The sequence below is a fragment of the Frankia sp. AgB1.9 genome (assembly GCF_016786355.1).
In the GTDB taxonomy this organism is placed as follows: domain Bacteria; phylum Actinomycetota; class Actinomycetes; order Frankiales; family Frankiaceae; genus Pseudofrankia.
In genome coordinates this window covers 104341-116461 of record NZ_JADWYX010000003.1, presented here as the reverse complement: position 1 = coordinate 116461, position 12121 = coordinate 104341, and the positions used below count along the sequence as shown (strand labels likewise).

Genomic DNA, 12121 nt, shown 5'->3' with positions numbered 1-12121 from the left:
CCCCGATCGCGACCATCGGAGGGCTGAATCCGCGATCACGCCAGCCCCAAAAACGGGGGCTCACCCTGCCGGGGCGGTCTTAGGTGCAGAACTGGGGTGCTGGGCGGGCGTCCGGTCCGCCAGGTGGTGGCGGGCAGGTGTGTGGCGGTGTTGGCCTCGGCGCCGGGGCCGGTGTCGTCGGCGGCGGAGGTGCCGGCTGACCGACGACTGGCGGCACGAGCCGGGTGACCAGCATGGTGCTGTAACCGGCCGCGATGGCGCGGACGTTGGTCAGGCCGGGTACCACCTGCGGGGTGTGTTGGCCGTTGCCGGTCGTGCCGTCGCCCAATTGGCCAGCGAGGTTCTCCCCCCAGACGAGCAGGCTGCCGTCAGTACGCAGCGCCAGGCCGCCCAGTCCGCCGAGCGCGACCTGGGTGGCGTTGCTGACGCCAACGACGGGAGCCGGCGCGGAACGGTCGGTCAGGGTGCCGTCACCCAGCGCGCCGATATTCTCCCCCCAGGCCCGCGCGGTGCCGTCGGATTCCAAGGCGATCGCGGCAGCGAGCGCGGTGCTGATCTGGGTGACGCCGGTGAGGCCCGGGATCACGACCGGAGTGGTGTGCGGGGACCTGTCGGTACTGCCGATTCCCAGCTGTCCGAATGAGTTCTCACCCCAGCTCTTGACCGTGCCATCGGCCAGAAGGGCGTAGCTGGTGGACTCGCTGGCGGACAGTTGCGCGACGTTGGTGAGTCCCTGGACCCGGACCGGGGTGTCGGCTTCGGTCACGGTTCCGTCGCCGAGGTCACCGGCCTGGTTGTCTCCCCAGGCCCAGACCGTGCCATCGGCGCCGAGGGCCAGGTTGTGGCGCCCGCCAGCGGCGATCTGGCTGATCCCGGTCAGGCCAGGCACCTGCACTGGTACCAGGCTTCCGGGTCCGGGCCCCGTTCCCAGGTCGCCGTACATGTTGCTGCCCCAGGCCCAGACGGTGCCGTCCCCTTCGAGCGCGAGCGAGTGCGCTGGCCCCACCGAGATCTGGACGACGCAGCTCAGGCCGGCGAGGGCGACCGGCGCCGGCCGGTCGGTGCTCGTCCCGTCGCCGATCAGGCCTCCCAGGCCCCACGAGAACACCCCGCCGCTTCTGGTTAGTGCCAGGCTGTGGTAGCTATTGATGCTCACCTTGGAGATGTTGTTGGTCAGGCCGTTGACCTGGACCGGTGAAGGCACCGGCTGGGTTCTGGAGGTCGACATACCGGTTCCGTTGCCGACCACCCCATAGTCGTTGTCCCCCCAGCTCACCGCACCGACGCCGTTGAGCGTCGTCGCCGGAGGGGGGCAGGTCGCAGCGGCCGCCGGCGAGGGCAGGCCGGCCACCAGTGGTACCGCCAGGCCCGCCGCCGCCAATCCCACCGCGGCCCCTACCGCGACCAGGCGCCTTCGCCGGCCGGCTCCGCCGTGCCGTGTTCGTTTCCCGTGCATGAATCCTGCCCCTCGTCGATGACCCGAATTAGCCCGCATTGGAGGGTCTGCTATCCGCACATTCATGGGCGCGCCGAATCCGTGCGGTGCCTGTACCAGTTACCTGGGCTTCCTGGCTGGAGCAGCCTCCGGGCCGACCGCGTGCGTCGCTATCGATACCGCTGATTGCCGGACCGCAGAAGCAAAACGGAACGGTCAGCGCGGTCGTCGTTGCACGCGGAAATCCTGCCAGCGGTGGCGCCGAGCGGGCCTTACCTTCTACATGTACGCGAGGTTAAGGCCTTCCTGCTCGAACAGCTATGCTCTTTTCAACCCTTGAACCACTCGCTTACCGTGCCCTGCACCGCGCAATCAATCCCGCGCCCGACCGCGGCGACACGTCAGGTCGTAGGCCCGGCCTCGTCCCCTCCCGCCCGGCTTTCCGATAAAACGGGCCAACGCGTTGGGGCCGGCTCCGAGGGGAAGGTCTTCTGGCTCCGTCGGCCTGATCGCCGTTTGCGCACCGACCTGGATCTCGACGTGGCGGCCGGCGAGGTAGTCGGTCTGATCGGCGAGACCACGACGGTGGAGTGCGTCCAGGGGCTGCGGCGCCCGGACGCCGGAACGGTGCGGGTCGTCGGCCGCGATCCGACGCGCCACGCGGACCGAGTGCGCCCGGGTCGCGACGTCGAGCGACGCGACCACACAGCTACCCATGATCGAACCGAGCCGCGGCGAGCGGCCCACGCCACGCACGCCCGCGGGCTGATGCGTTCGGCACGCGAGCGCCCTGACGGCGAGACTCGCGCGAGGACAAAGTCGCAGTGCACGTCTGCTCCACCTCGCGCCCAGTCCCCTGGCCGCCGGGGCACTTCAGGCGCCCAGACCGCCTAGGATGTCGGTCTCCAGCGGACGTGCTGGCAGATCCACTCGCTTACGACCACATCCACGGGCAGTACCGCTCTCACGTCCACCCATCCGACGTCGTCCGGCTGACTGGACGAGTAACCGGCCAACGCCTCGACCACAGCGGCGACGTCGTCGTCGAGATCGAGACCTGGGCGACCAACCAGCCCGGCCACAACGTCATGGTGGCCACCGCTCCCGACGCGCTCCCGCGCAGACCATGAGGACGCACACATGGACACGATCATTGTCGGCGTCGATGGAAGTGACACCGCGAGCAAGGCGGCCAAAACAGCGGCCAGACTCGCTTCCGCCCTCGGATACGAGCTGGTCGTCGTCAGCGCCTTCAGCTCCACCGAGCGGTCGCAGACAGCTCGACCCTTCGACGAACTCGACCTGACCGCGAGCGACACCGCACTGAAGATCGCCGAGCAGGCGATCGGGGATCTCTCGACCGACTTCGCCAGCCTGCCAACCACTCCTCGCTCGGAGTTCGGCAAGCCGGCCGACGTTCTCGTCAGCGTCGCCGAGGAACTCGGAGCGAGCATCATCGTGGTTGGCAACAAGCGCGTCCAAGGCGTCGCCCGGGTCCTGGGCAGCATCGCCGCGGACGTCGCCCATCGCGCGCCCTGCGACGTCTACATCGCGCACACCCACTGAGAAGACAGCCGCGTCCACTGGGTCTGGCGCTGATCTTGTGATCGGGTCTGCGGCTGTGGTCACGCGGGGAGGTGAGCGCGTCTGATCGTGGGTTACGACGTCGGGTCGGCGAACAGCTCAAGCTGGATGTTGTCGGGATCACGCAGGACCAGGACGGCAGCGCCGGGAATGGAGTTCGCCGGCGCGACCGCCGAGTGGATGACACCGCTGTCCGTCAGCCGCTGGGCCCATCTATCCAGCTCATCCCGGTTGGCCACGGCGAACGCCAGGTGGTCGAGGCCCACCCGCGTCTCGTCGAACGAACCGCCGTCACCGTCGCGGTGCTGGGTGAGCCCCAGGCGCAGGTTCAGGCCCCGGTGCCGCAGGAACACCTTGCGGCGCGACCCGTCCGGGGCCTCGTGCGCTCCCACCCGCGTGAAACCAAGGACGCTCTCGTACCAGGCCGCGCTGATTTCAATGTCCCGCACGGTCAGGCCGAAGTGGTGGATACCGACAATGCCGCCGACCGCCGCATCCACAGGCGTCTCGGACGCGGACCCCACCTCGGACATGACCCACAGCATAGGTAGAGCAACGGCGCTGTCGCCTCCGCGCGACCCGTCGATTCCCGACGCGACCCCGGTCAGACGATCTTGAGATGTCGCCGCCCGTTCGCACGAGCCACCGACAATCGCGACGGCGACGCTCCGCAACCACAAGATCTGCCTTAGATCCTGGGAGCGGGGACCGTTCGCTGCTGAGGGTGGAACCCGTTGCGGCGAGGACTCGCATCGCAGCGTCCTGGGTAGCCGGAGTGGGACGATGCCGGTCCTGACCGACACCGCATCGGCCCGGCCGCGCGCCGTCGGCTGGGAAGGGTTCATCAACACCCGGGACCTCGGCGGCCTGCCGACCCGCGATGGTAGGACCACCCGGTATGGCGTCTTCTACCGGTCCGCCGACCCGCGGTTCGTCACCGACGCCGGCTGGGCCGCCGCCCGTGCCGCCGGGCTTCGGACCGTCGTCGACCTGCGCAACGACGACGAGATCCGCCCCGGGCCACCGAGCTCCACAGGAGCCGCAGGCACGGTCCGCGTCCCGCCACCAGTCGATGGACCGGCGACCCCGCCCGACCTAAGCCGGGTCGAGGTGCCGATCGACGACGTCGCCGACGTCGCCCTGTGGCAGCGGATCAACATTTCCGGGCTCAACGGGACCCCGCTCTACTTCCGCCCGTTCCTGGAGGCCAAGCCTGGCCGGGTCGCGGCCGCTATCTGTGCCCTCGCCCAAGCCACACCGGGCGGTGTGCTGTTTCACTGCGCCGCCGGCCGGGATCGCACCGGGCTGATCGCCCTCCTACTGGAGACCCTCGCCGATGTCGAACCCGAGGCGATCGCCGACAACTACGGGCGCAGCGCCACCGCACTCGTCGACGTCTACGCCAGGGTCGGCCTCGTCGACCAGAACCCACGGATCGACGCCCAACTCGCCGCCCACGGCACCACCGCCCGCCAGGCCGTCCTGGACCTCGTCGCCGAGTTCGACGCCGAGACCTACCTACTCGCTGGCGGGGGAAGCGGCGCGGGGTTGGACCGCCTGACAGCGGCGGATCAGTCGAGGTCGTCCAGAGCGTCGAGCATCTTTTCCCATTCGTTGGCGCGGTTGTCGTATAGCTGGGCTTCCTCGGCCAGGCCGGCGCGGCGCAAGATGGGGCCGATCCGCCACGCGATGTGGTCGCCGAGTTCGTGCAGTATGGGAAGGGCCTCGTGGATCCGGCCTCTCTCGCCCAGGAAGTCGGCAAGCGCTAGTACGTCGTCGTTTTCGCGGGAGCGGCCAGCCTGTGCGGCTATCCGTAGGTAACGCTCGGCGTCCTGGTCGCGTCCCGCCTTCCAGGCAGCGTTCCCAAGACGGCGGGCGGCCATGCGGTCGCCCCGTTCGGCAGCCAGCCGGTAGTAGCGCTCGCCCTCTTCCAGCCGGCCCACGCGCGTCAGCATCAAGCTCAGACTCATGGGCGCCTCGACGTGTCCCAGCTCGCAGGCCATCAGGTAAAAGCGCTCGGCATCGGCCAGGCGCGTCGGGTCGTGCTGCAGGACCTTGCCCAGGAAGTATGCGGCGTCGCCGTCGCCGGTCTCGGCCGCCTGCCGCAGCACATCCTCGGCCCGCTCATACTCTCCGGCCAGGCGAAGATAGGAGGCCACCTCCGTCGCCGGCTGCCCTTGTTCGGCAGCGATCTCCGCCGCCCGCAGGCACCAGGCCAGGCCCTCCTGCTCCTGCCCCCGCCCGCGAAGCACCACGCTCAGCTCGAAGGCGGCCCCCGCATGGCCCGCCTCTGCCGCCCGCCGAAGACGACGCACGGCACGGCGACTGTGACCCTTCTTGCGGAGCCTGCGCATCCAGCCACCTCGCACACCGACGCAGAGATCTCTCATCCAGGCGGGTTACATAAGAAGAATGGCAAGCAGGACAGGGCGTCGCAACCGGGAGCTTTGAGCCTCCCGGCCGGAGCGAAGCCGCCCACGGAAGTCCTCACCTGTTCGGCGCGGACTCGCAGCGCAGCGGCCGACCACCTTGGATCACTGGAGGTGACCGCCACGGCGTCAGCCTTGTGGCTGACACCGAACAATGGCGAGGCCGTCTGGAAATTTGTGCTGGTCAAACATCTTGATCGATTTCAGGGTTAAGATCCGCTGTCGAAGCCGCAAGCGCGCGACAGTGGCCTCTACCTGTTCTCCCTCGCGGTCAGGGTTGGAGCCAGGTGAGGACGGCCAGGACGCGGCGGTTGTCGTCGGGTTCGGGAAGTAGTCCGAGTTTGCTGAGGATGCTGGCGATGTGGCTTTCGACGGTTTTGGCCCCGAGGACGAGGTGGCGGGAGATCGCCTGGTTCGATCTGCCTTGGGCCATGAGTGCCAGCACGTCGCGTTCGCGTTCGCTGAGGGCGGTGAGACGGTCCCGGTTGCCGTGTCGGCCCAGGAGGTAACTGACCACGTCGGGGTCGAGGACGGTGTCGCCGGAGGCGACCCGGTCGATCGCGTCGACGAGGGTGGCGACGTCGAGGACGCGGTCTTTGAGCAGGTAGCCGAAGCCTTTGGGGTGTGCTTGCGCGAGCGCCGCGGCGTACCGGCTTTCCAGGGACTGGGATAGCAACAGGATGCCGAGGTCGCCTGACCGTTCGCGGAGGCGGATGGCGGCTTGCGCGCCTTCGTGCGTGTAGGTCGGCGGCATTCGGATGTCGACGAGTGCGACGTCTGGGCGGTGTTCGGCGACTGCGGCTTCGAGGCTGTCGGCGTCGCCTGCCATCGCGCAGATGTGGATCCCGGCTTCGGCGAGCAGGCGGGCGAGGCCTTCGCGCAGAAGCACGGAATCATCGGCGATCACGACTCGCATGGCAGCTCCGCGCGAATGGTCGTTCCGATACCGGGGTCGGTGTGGACGGTCAGCGACCCACCGAAGGCTTCGGCTCGGTCGGCGATGCCTCGCAGCCCGGGTCCGCCCGGCTGGGCGCCGCCGATGCCGTCGTCACGGACCTCGACGATCAGCTGTCCGTCGCGGGCTGAGACATTCACGGCGACGGTGGTCGGGTGGGCGTGTTTGACCGCGTTCGCCATTGCCTCGCAGGCGATGAACCAGGCGGCTGCCTCCAGGTCAGGCGGATATCGCCGGTCCGGGGCGCAGATCTTCATGGGTACGGGGGTACGGGCGGCGACGTCTTCGAGCGCGGCGGCCAGCCCGCCGTCGGCGAGGACCGTCGGGTGCAGGCCGTTGGCCAGCTCGCGGAGCTCGACGACGGCGGCCTGCAGCTGATCGATACCCATACTGATGGCTTGTCCCAGCGAGGCTTCGTCGCCGCTCAGCTGCGCGGCCCGTAGCTGAAGCGCGAGCGCGAGCAGCCGTTGCTGCGCGCCGTCGTGCAAATTGCGTTCGATGGTCCGGCGCTCCGCGAACTGAGCCGCGGCGATCCGGGCCCGAGACTGGCGTACCTCGACGAGCTGGAGTGCGACCGCGGCGCGTAGGCCTACGTTGTCGAGCTCGGCGGTGGTCTCCGTGGCAGCGGCGCGGACGAGGTCGGGTTCGGCCTTGCCACGGTCGAACGTCAGCCGGGCGATGGGTCGGCCGCGCCGGCACACCTCGACGGCCTCGACAAGACCGTCACCGGGGGCGGCTGGCTGTCCGTCGGCGCTGACCCACTGGCGACGGTCGTCGACCAGGTAGGCCACCGCCAACGTGGGATCACCCAGTGCGCGCCGCAACACGTCCTCGACGGCGACTTCGGGGTCGTGGTCTCGTAGATAACGTCGGATCACCTGCAGGGTCTCGAACCGCCGACGGTTGAACCGCCGGTCGACCCCGTCCTGGATCTTCCGGTAGGCCGGGGCGGCGACCGTGACAGCGGCGAGCGTCGCGAGCACCGCGGAGATCTGTGAACGGCCGGTCCGACCGGCGAGCGACTGCCCGACGACGATCACCACCGTCGCGTAGGACGCCGCGAGCAGCCCGGACACCAGCAGGTACGTGACGGCCCGGCTGAGGATCTCCTCGACGTCGTAGAGGTGGTACTGGCCGATCGCCAGTCCGGAACCGACTGCCAACAGGCCGATCAGAGTCGCGGCGGTGAGACCGGCCGCGGTGTTGTCGCCCGCGTACGAGGCGGCGAACGACGCCGCCATCAGCACCGGCAGCGGGACCGCGGCCACCGCGACCCACAGCAGCTGGCGGCGCTCGACGCCCACGGATCGGCGGAACCGGACGATCAGCGACACCGCCGCCAGCACGACACCGGCACCGGTCGCGAGTCCGAGGAGTCTGCGGGCAAACAGCAGCGGACCGAGCGGACCGGAGATCAGCAGCGGGTTGGCGACGGATTGAAACGGGGCCTGCATGGTCTCGGTGGAGACCAGACCTACGAGCAGCCAGAGCCCGCCTGCGACCGCGGTCGCGAGTGCGAGCCATCCCCACCGCGCCGACAGCGGTCGGCCCGTCGGCGTCAGATGAAGGATGAGCGCGACGAGCACCAGCCACGGGATGAAGCCGGCATCCGCGTAGATCGCCACCAGGTCCGCGGCGGGCAGGCGCCCTGGGCGGGCCACCGCGCCGTAGGAGGCATACCCCTGTGTCCCACCGGACAGCAGGAGGACACCGCCCAGAGCCAGGAACAGCCAACCGACCGGATGGCGCGGGCGACGCAGCGCGAGGACGACCCCGACCGTCCACGCGGTCGCCGCGACGAGCACAAACGGGACCTCGGCCCCGCCGGTGGTCGTCACGAGGTCGCCACGCCCCATACCGCGCAGGCGCTGATCCAGCCACACCAGCACACCGACGCCGACCGGCAGCAGCAGCCACCCCGCCCCCGCGACGGCCACCGCGATTCTCCGCCGCGCCGACGTCATCTCCACCCGTGAATGGTGACACCGCACCAGCCTTCTTTTCTTCCGGGAATACCCGGAAGAAAAGATCCGGGCGTCCTCCGACGCGCCCCGTGGTCCGGATACGACACCGTCGCGGCAACCGTTCCACCCGCCGAAAGGACGCCTCCGATGACCACATCCGCCCGCCGCGGTCCCACACCGCCACCGGCCCTGCTGCTCTGCCTCGTCGCCGCACCACTGGTCGCGCTGATCGCGCGACTTCTCTCCGCCCCATGGGTGGACGATCCCGCGAACTTCCTCGCCGACGTCAGCGCCCACCCGACCCGCTCTGACGCCGGCAGCCTGCTTGCCCTGCTCGCCGCGGCGCTACTGATCCCAGCCGGCCTGACGCTCGCTGCCGCGATCCGCCCGCACACGCCGAAACTGGCAGCGACCGGAGCCACGCTCACCGTCGTTGGCACCATCGCGCTCGCCGGTGTCGCGACGGCCTCACTGATCGCGGGACAGATCGCCCGGCAACCCCAACGGGCCGCGATGGTCGACCTGTGGGATCACTTCCACAACGCTGGCATCGGAAACGTCATCTTCCTCGCGCTCATCGCCGGCGGCGTCGGCTACACCCTGCTCGCCATCGGTCTCTACCGCGCCCGTGTCGCCCCGCTACCCGCCGCCGCCCTCACCGGCCTCGGCGGCGTCGGCATCATGCTCACCGCCCCCGGCCCAGCCCGCCCAGTGATCATCGGCGTCGCCGTGCTCGCTCTCGCCGGCTTCACCTGGGTCGCCGCGGCCGTTCGCCCCCGGGACGACCACGCGCACCGCACCACTCCCGCAGCCAACACCGCCGGCTGACAGCCGCGGCCGCGGGGCCCCGGCCATTCCCCAGCCGCGGCACCACGTCAACGACCGCCGAAGGTCCGAGCCGCCGATTGGCCTGCCCATCTGGCGATCTTCGGACGGTTCAGCGGTGGGTGACGGCCGATGATCGCCAGTTGCGCAGGAATAAATGCGACAAACTGGGGCAGCGAACGACAGTTCCCCTGCCCAACTGGCAATCATGAAGAATCCTGGCGCCACCAGGGCGCGATGATCGCCAATTGCGCAGGGGAAATGGGAGGGAAGTCGGCGAGCTCGGCCATTCGCGGGCGGTGGTCACGCAGGATGCCGAAGACGCGCAGCTGGGTCAGCGACAGGTCGTGCTCGGCCGCGACGCGGGTCAGGACGGCCATGACGGTGTACGCGATCTGCGCCAAGACGTCCGTGGGTCCTCCCGCCGCCGCGCACGGCTGGCTCTCGTGTCTCGACGTCGCCGGGGTATTCAGGGCTGCGGTCGGCGTGGGATCTACACGCGAGGCAATCTAACGGCGAGGTAATCGCCGTCACCCGAGCAGAGTGCAACTCGGCCCTCTCACGGCTTACGGTGCGATAGAGGCGGGACGCGTTTGCCAGTTGTGCCCGCCTTGCGTCGCAGGTCAAAGGGGTGTGGCTTGGGGTCCGTCGTCGTCATCGGAAAGTGGTTCGTGCTCGGGCTGGCGGCGCTGTCGCTCGTCGGCTGGGTGTGCTGTGTCTGGCTTAGGCGTCGGCGCCGCGCCGCGGCGATCGGTGTCGGTACCGTCGCGATGCTGCTCACGCTCGCGACGGTGGCGGATCTCGTCAACGTCCACTACGGGTACCTTCCCCGCGTCGACGACGTCGTCGGAGTGACGTCCTGGCCGACCGCCCCGGCGCGCGACGCGATCGCCGCGATGCCCAACCGGCCGCACCGACGCGGTTCCGTCATCGCCCTGCCCGTCGCCGGTAAGCACAGCGGTTTTGGCACCCACCGGGCCCTGGTGTACCTCCCGCCGCAGTACTTCACCGAACCCGGCGCGCGGTTCCCCGTGGTCTACCTGCTGCACGGCAGCCCAGGCGCACCCGTCGACTGGTACCGGGCGAACGAGGCCGCGACGACCGGTGCGCTGCTCGCGAGCACCGGCCAGCCGGCGATTCTCGTCGCGCCGCGGGTCAGCCATGACTGGCTGGACGACAGCGAGTGCGTCGACCGGCCAAGCGAACACATCGAGACCTACCTCATCGACGACGTCATCCCGACCGTCGACACGGAGTTACGCACCCTTCCCGACCGGGCCGACCGCGTCTTCGCCGGGATGTCCGCCGGCGGGTTCTGCGCGCTCAACCTCGGGCTACGCCACCGCGACCTGGTCGGGACGGTCGTCGCCATGTCCGGGCTGGCCGAACCGACCCACAGCGGCGGCATGGCCGGTCTGTTCGGACCCCGGCCGGACCTCGCCGCGGTCGCCGCCGCCAACACTCCCGTCCGCTACGCTCGCGCGCTCCCGCCGTCCCCACCGATGCGGATCTGGCTGGACTGTGGCCGTGGCGACCGGGAGGCCCTGCGCGACACCCGCACCATGGCCGGCCTCCTGACCCACCGCGACGGCTTCGACGTCGTCCTGCGACTGCGACCAGGTGGGCACGACTATGGCGTCTGGCGCCCGGCACTCCGCGACAGCCTTCGCTGGGCCGTCCCCACCTCGACCCTCGCCACGATGAGCTGAGGGCACCGGCCGCCCAGCTGAAAGATCCCGAGTCGCCGAGCGACCGGGCAAGCTCAGCTCAGGTCTGTGGGTGGCGCGACGAGCGGCCCGGGCAGGTACTGAGCGATCCAGTCGATCGCCGGGCCGAAGGCCGCGGAGAACACGCCCCAGTTGTGCCCACCGGACGCGGTGAGCATGGTCGTCGTCGGGAGAGATGGGGCATAGTGCCGCAGGGTCGCCGTCATCGCGCGTGCCTCGCCCATCGCGCCCGGATCGCCGCCTGAGGCCGAGAGGAACAGTGGGGGCGCGACCGGGTTGCGGTAACGGACCCACCAGAGGGGCGAGTTGTCCCGGCTGGCGAACCTCGACCCCTGGTAGAGGCCCGGTGTTCCCGGGTCCTGGCCGGCGGTGAAATAGCCGGACAGGCTGGCCGCCGCCGCGTAGCGCTCGGGGTGGTGCAGCGCGACGTTCACGGCACAGAACCCGCCGGTGGAGATGCCCAGCGTGGCCCACGAACGAGATGTGTCCACACGGAAGGTCCTGGTGACGTCGTCGAGGACGTCGACGGAAAGGTAGGTCTCCCACTGCTCGCCGTGGACGGCGTTGACGCATTCGGAACTGTGGCCGCCGGCGTAGACCTGCGGGATCACCAGGACAACGGGTGGGACCCGGCCGGCGGCGATCTCGGTTTCCAGCCGGGTCTGGATGTTCATCAGCTGGGGGAAGGTCTCGGGCGAGCCGGGATAGCCGTGGAAGACCTCGACCGCGGCGAACCGGCGCTGCGCGTTGCCGGTGAAGTAGGCCGCGGGAAGGTAGAGCAGGCCGTGGTGGGTCAGTCCGCTGCGCATCCCGGGGTAGAGGACGTTCAGCAGGAGCCCACGGCCGTGACGGCTGTCCCGGCGACCGAGCGCGGCCCAGTCCGGGGTCAGCACGATCACCTGGGAGCCGGTCCCGGGGTGCGCCGGCGTGGCGAGGCTACGCGGGCTGGCGGGGCGGCCGAGCAGATCCGAGACCGAGGTGTAGAAGCCGTACGAACGGTTGACCTGCGCCAGCGCGAGGACTCCACCGAGCACCATGACCAGCAGCAGGCTGACCGCACGCCCGGGCAGCGCCCACCAACCTGGCCACCGATTCCACAACAGGGAGGTGCCCACGGCGCACATCAGGCCGATCATGCCCAGCATGAGCATGAACGGCCATCCCGTGAGGGTCATCGGACCTCCGTGTCAACGTTGACGCCA

At 69.7% G+C, this 12121-nt stretch carries 11 protein-coding genes and 1 pseudogene; 5 read left to right on the top strand and 7 right to left on the bottom strand.

Annotation, left to right across the window (positions count from 1 at the left end):
• Window positions 1-79: 79 nt before the first annotated feature.
• Window positions 80-1387: an RCC1 domain-containing protein gene (locus tag I6A60_RS02220; RefSeq protein ID WP_203023040.1), complete on the bottom strand. Its 1308-nt coding sequence runs from the start codon at window positions 1385-1387 to the stop codon at window positions 80-82.
• Window positions 1388-2349: 962 nt separating this feature from the next.
• Here I6A60_RS02220 and I6A60_RS02215 point away from each other — a divergent pair.
• Together I6A60_RS02215 and I6A60_RS02210 are read left to right on the top strand one after the other, a co-directional pair.
• A complete protein-coding gene (locus tag I6A60_RS02215) occupies window positions 2350-2565 on the top strand; it encodes a hypothetical protein (RefSeq protein WP_203023039.1) in 216 nt (71 codons plus the stop codon).
• A 10-nt stretch (window positions 2566-2575) separates the two neighbouring features.
• Window positions 2576-3001: a universal stress protein gene (locus I6A60_RS02210; RefSeq protein ID WP_203023038.1), complete on the top strand. Its 426-nt coding sequence runs from the start codon at window positions 2576-2578 to the stop codon at window positions 2999-3001.
• Between the two features lie 92 nt (window positions 3002-3093).
• Here I6A60_RS02210 and I6A60_RS02205 read toward each other — a convergent pair whose 3' ends face one another.
• Window positions 3094-3552, bottom strand: a complete 459-nt coding sequence (locus I6A60_RS02205; protein WP_238434578.1) for a VOC family protein — start codon at window positions 3550-3552, stop codon at window positions 3094-3096.
• A 250-nt stretch (window positions 3553-3802) separates the two neighbouring features.
• Between I6A60_RS02205 and I6A60_RS43880 the strand changes: the two are divergent.
• A pseudogene (locus I6A60_RS43880) lies at window positions 3803-4516 on the top strand (tyrosine-protein phosphatase); the annotation flags it as partial.
• Between the two features lie 74 nt (window positions 4517-4590).
• Here I6A60_RS43880 and I6A60_RS02195 read toward each other — a convergent pair.
• The 3 genes from I6A60_RS02195 to I6A60_RS02185 form a co-directional block, all read right to left on the bottom strand.
• Entirely contained in the window at window positions 4591-5373 is a 783-nt protein-coding gene (locus tag I6A60_RS02195; protein WP_203023036.1) for a tetratricopeptide repeat protein, read from the bottom strand.
• 346 nt (window positions 5374-5719) lie between these two features.
• Window positions 5720-6364 carry a response regulator transcription factor gene (locus I6A60_RS02190; protein WP_203023035.1) on the bottom strand — a complete coding sequence of 215 codons (645 nt, stop codon included), beginning with the start codon at window positions 6362-6364 and terminating at the stop codon, window positions 5720-5722.
• Complete coding sequence (locus I6A60_RS02185; protein ID WP_238434594.1) at window positions 6352-8367, bottom strand: sensor histidine kinase; 2016 nt, start codon at window positions 8365-8367, stop codon at window positions 6352-6354. The genes I6A60_RS02190 and I6A60_RS02185 overlap by 13 nt, the downstream gene beginning before the upstream one ends.
• Window positions 8368-8514: 147 nt before the next feature.
• On the opposite strand from I6A60_RS02185, the gene I6A60_RS02180 reads away from it, so the two are divergent.
• Window positions 8515-9195, top strand: a complete 681-nt coding sequence (locus I6A60_RS02180) for a DUF4386 family protein (RefSeq protein WP_203023033.1) — start codon at window positions 8515-8517, stop codon at window positions 9193-9195.
• Between the two features lie 203 nt (window positions 9196-9398).
• On the opposite strand, the gene I6A60_RS02175 is transcribed toward I6A60_RS02180, so the two are convergent.
• Entirely contained in the window at window positions 9399-9596 is a 198-nt protein-coding gene (locus I6A60_RS02175) for a hypothetical protein (protein ID WP_203023032.1), read from the bottom strand.
• A 234-nt stretch (window positions 9597-9830) separates the two neighbouring features.
• On the opposite strand from I6A60_RS02175, the gene I6A60_RS02170 reads away from it, so the two are divergent.
• Window positions 9831-10901: an esterase family protein gene (locus I6A60_RS02170; protein ID WP_203023031.1), complete on the top strand. Its 1071-nt coding sequence runs from the start codon at window positions 9831-9833 to the stop codon at window positions 10899-10901.
• A 53-nt stretch (window positions 10902-10954) separates the two neighbouring features.
• Here I6A60_RS02170 and I6A60_RS02165 read toward each other — a convergent pair whose 3' ends face one another.
• Entirely contained in the window at window positions 10955-12094 is a 1140-nt protein-coding gene (locus I6A60_RS02165) for an esterase family protein (protein WP_203023030.1), read from the bottom strand.
• Between the last annotated feature and the right edge of the window lie 27 nt (window positions 12095-12121).

Coding starts and splice junctions, on each gene's coding strand:
- I6A60_RS02210 (WP_203023038.1), top strand. CDS start 2,576: ATGGACACGATCATTGTCGGCGTCGATGGAAGTGACACCGCGAGCAAG.
- I6A60_RS02205 (WP_238434578.1), bottom strand. CDS start 3,552: ATGTCCGAGGTGGGGTCCGCGTCCGAGACGCCTGTGGATGCGGCGGTC.
- I6A60_RS02195 (WP_203023036.1), bottom strand. CDS start 5,373: ATGCGCAGGCTCCGCAAGAAGGGTCACAGTCGCCGTGCCGTGCGTCGT.
- I6A60_RS02180 (WP_203023033.1), top strand. CDS start 8,515: ATGACCACATCCGCCCGCCGCGGTCCCACACCGCCACCGGCCCTGCTG.
- I6A60_RS02165 (WP_203023030.1), bottom strand. CDS start 12,094: ATGACCCTCACGGGATGGCCGTTCATGCTCATGCTGGGCATGATCGGC.
- I6A60_RS02190 (WP_203023035.1), bottom strand. CDS start 6,364: ATGCGAGTCGTGATCGCCGATGATTCCGTGCTTCTGCGCGAAGGCCTC.
- I6A60_RS02185 (WP_238434594.1), bottom strand. CDS start 8,367: ATGACGTCGGCGCGGCGGAGAATCGCGGTGGCCGTCGCGGGGGCGGGG.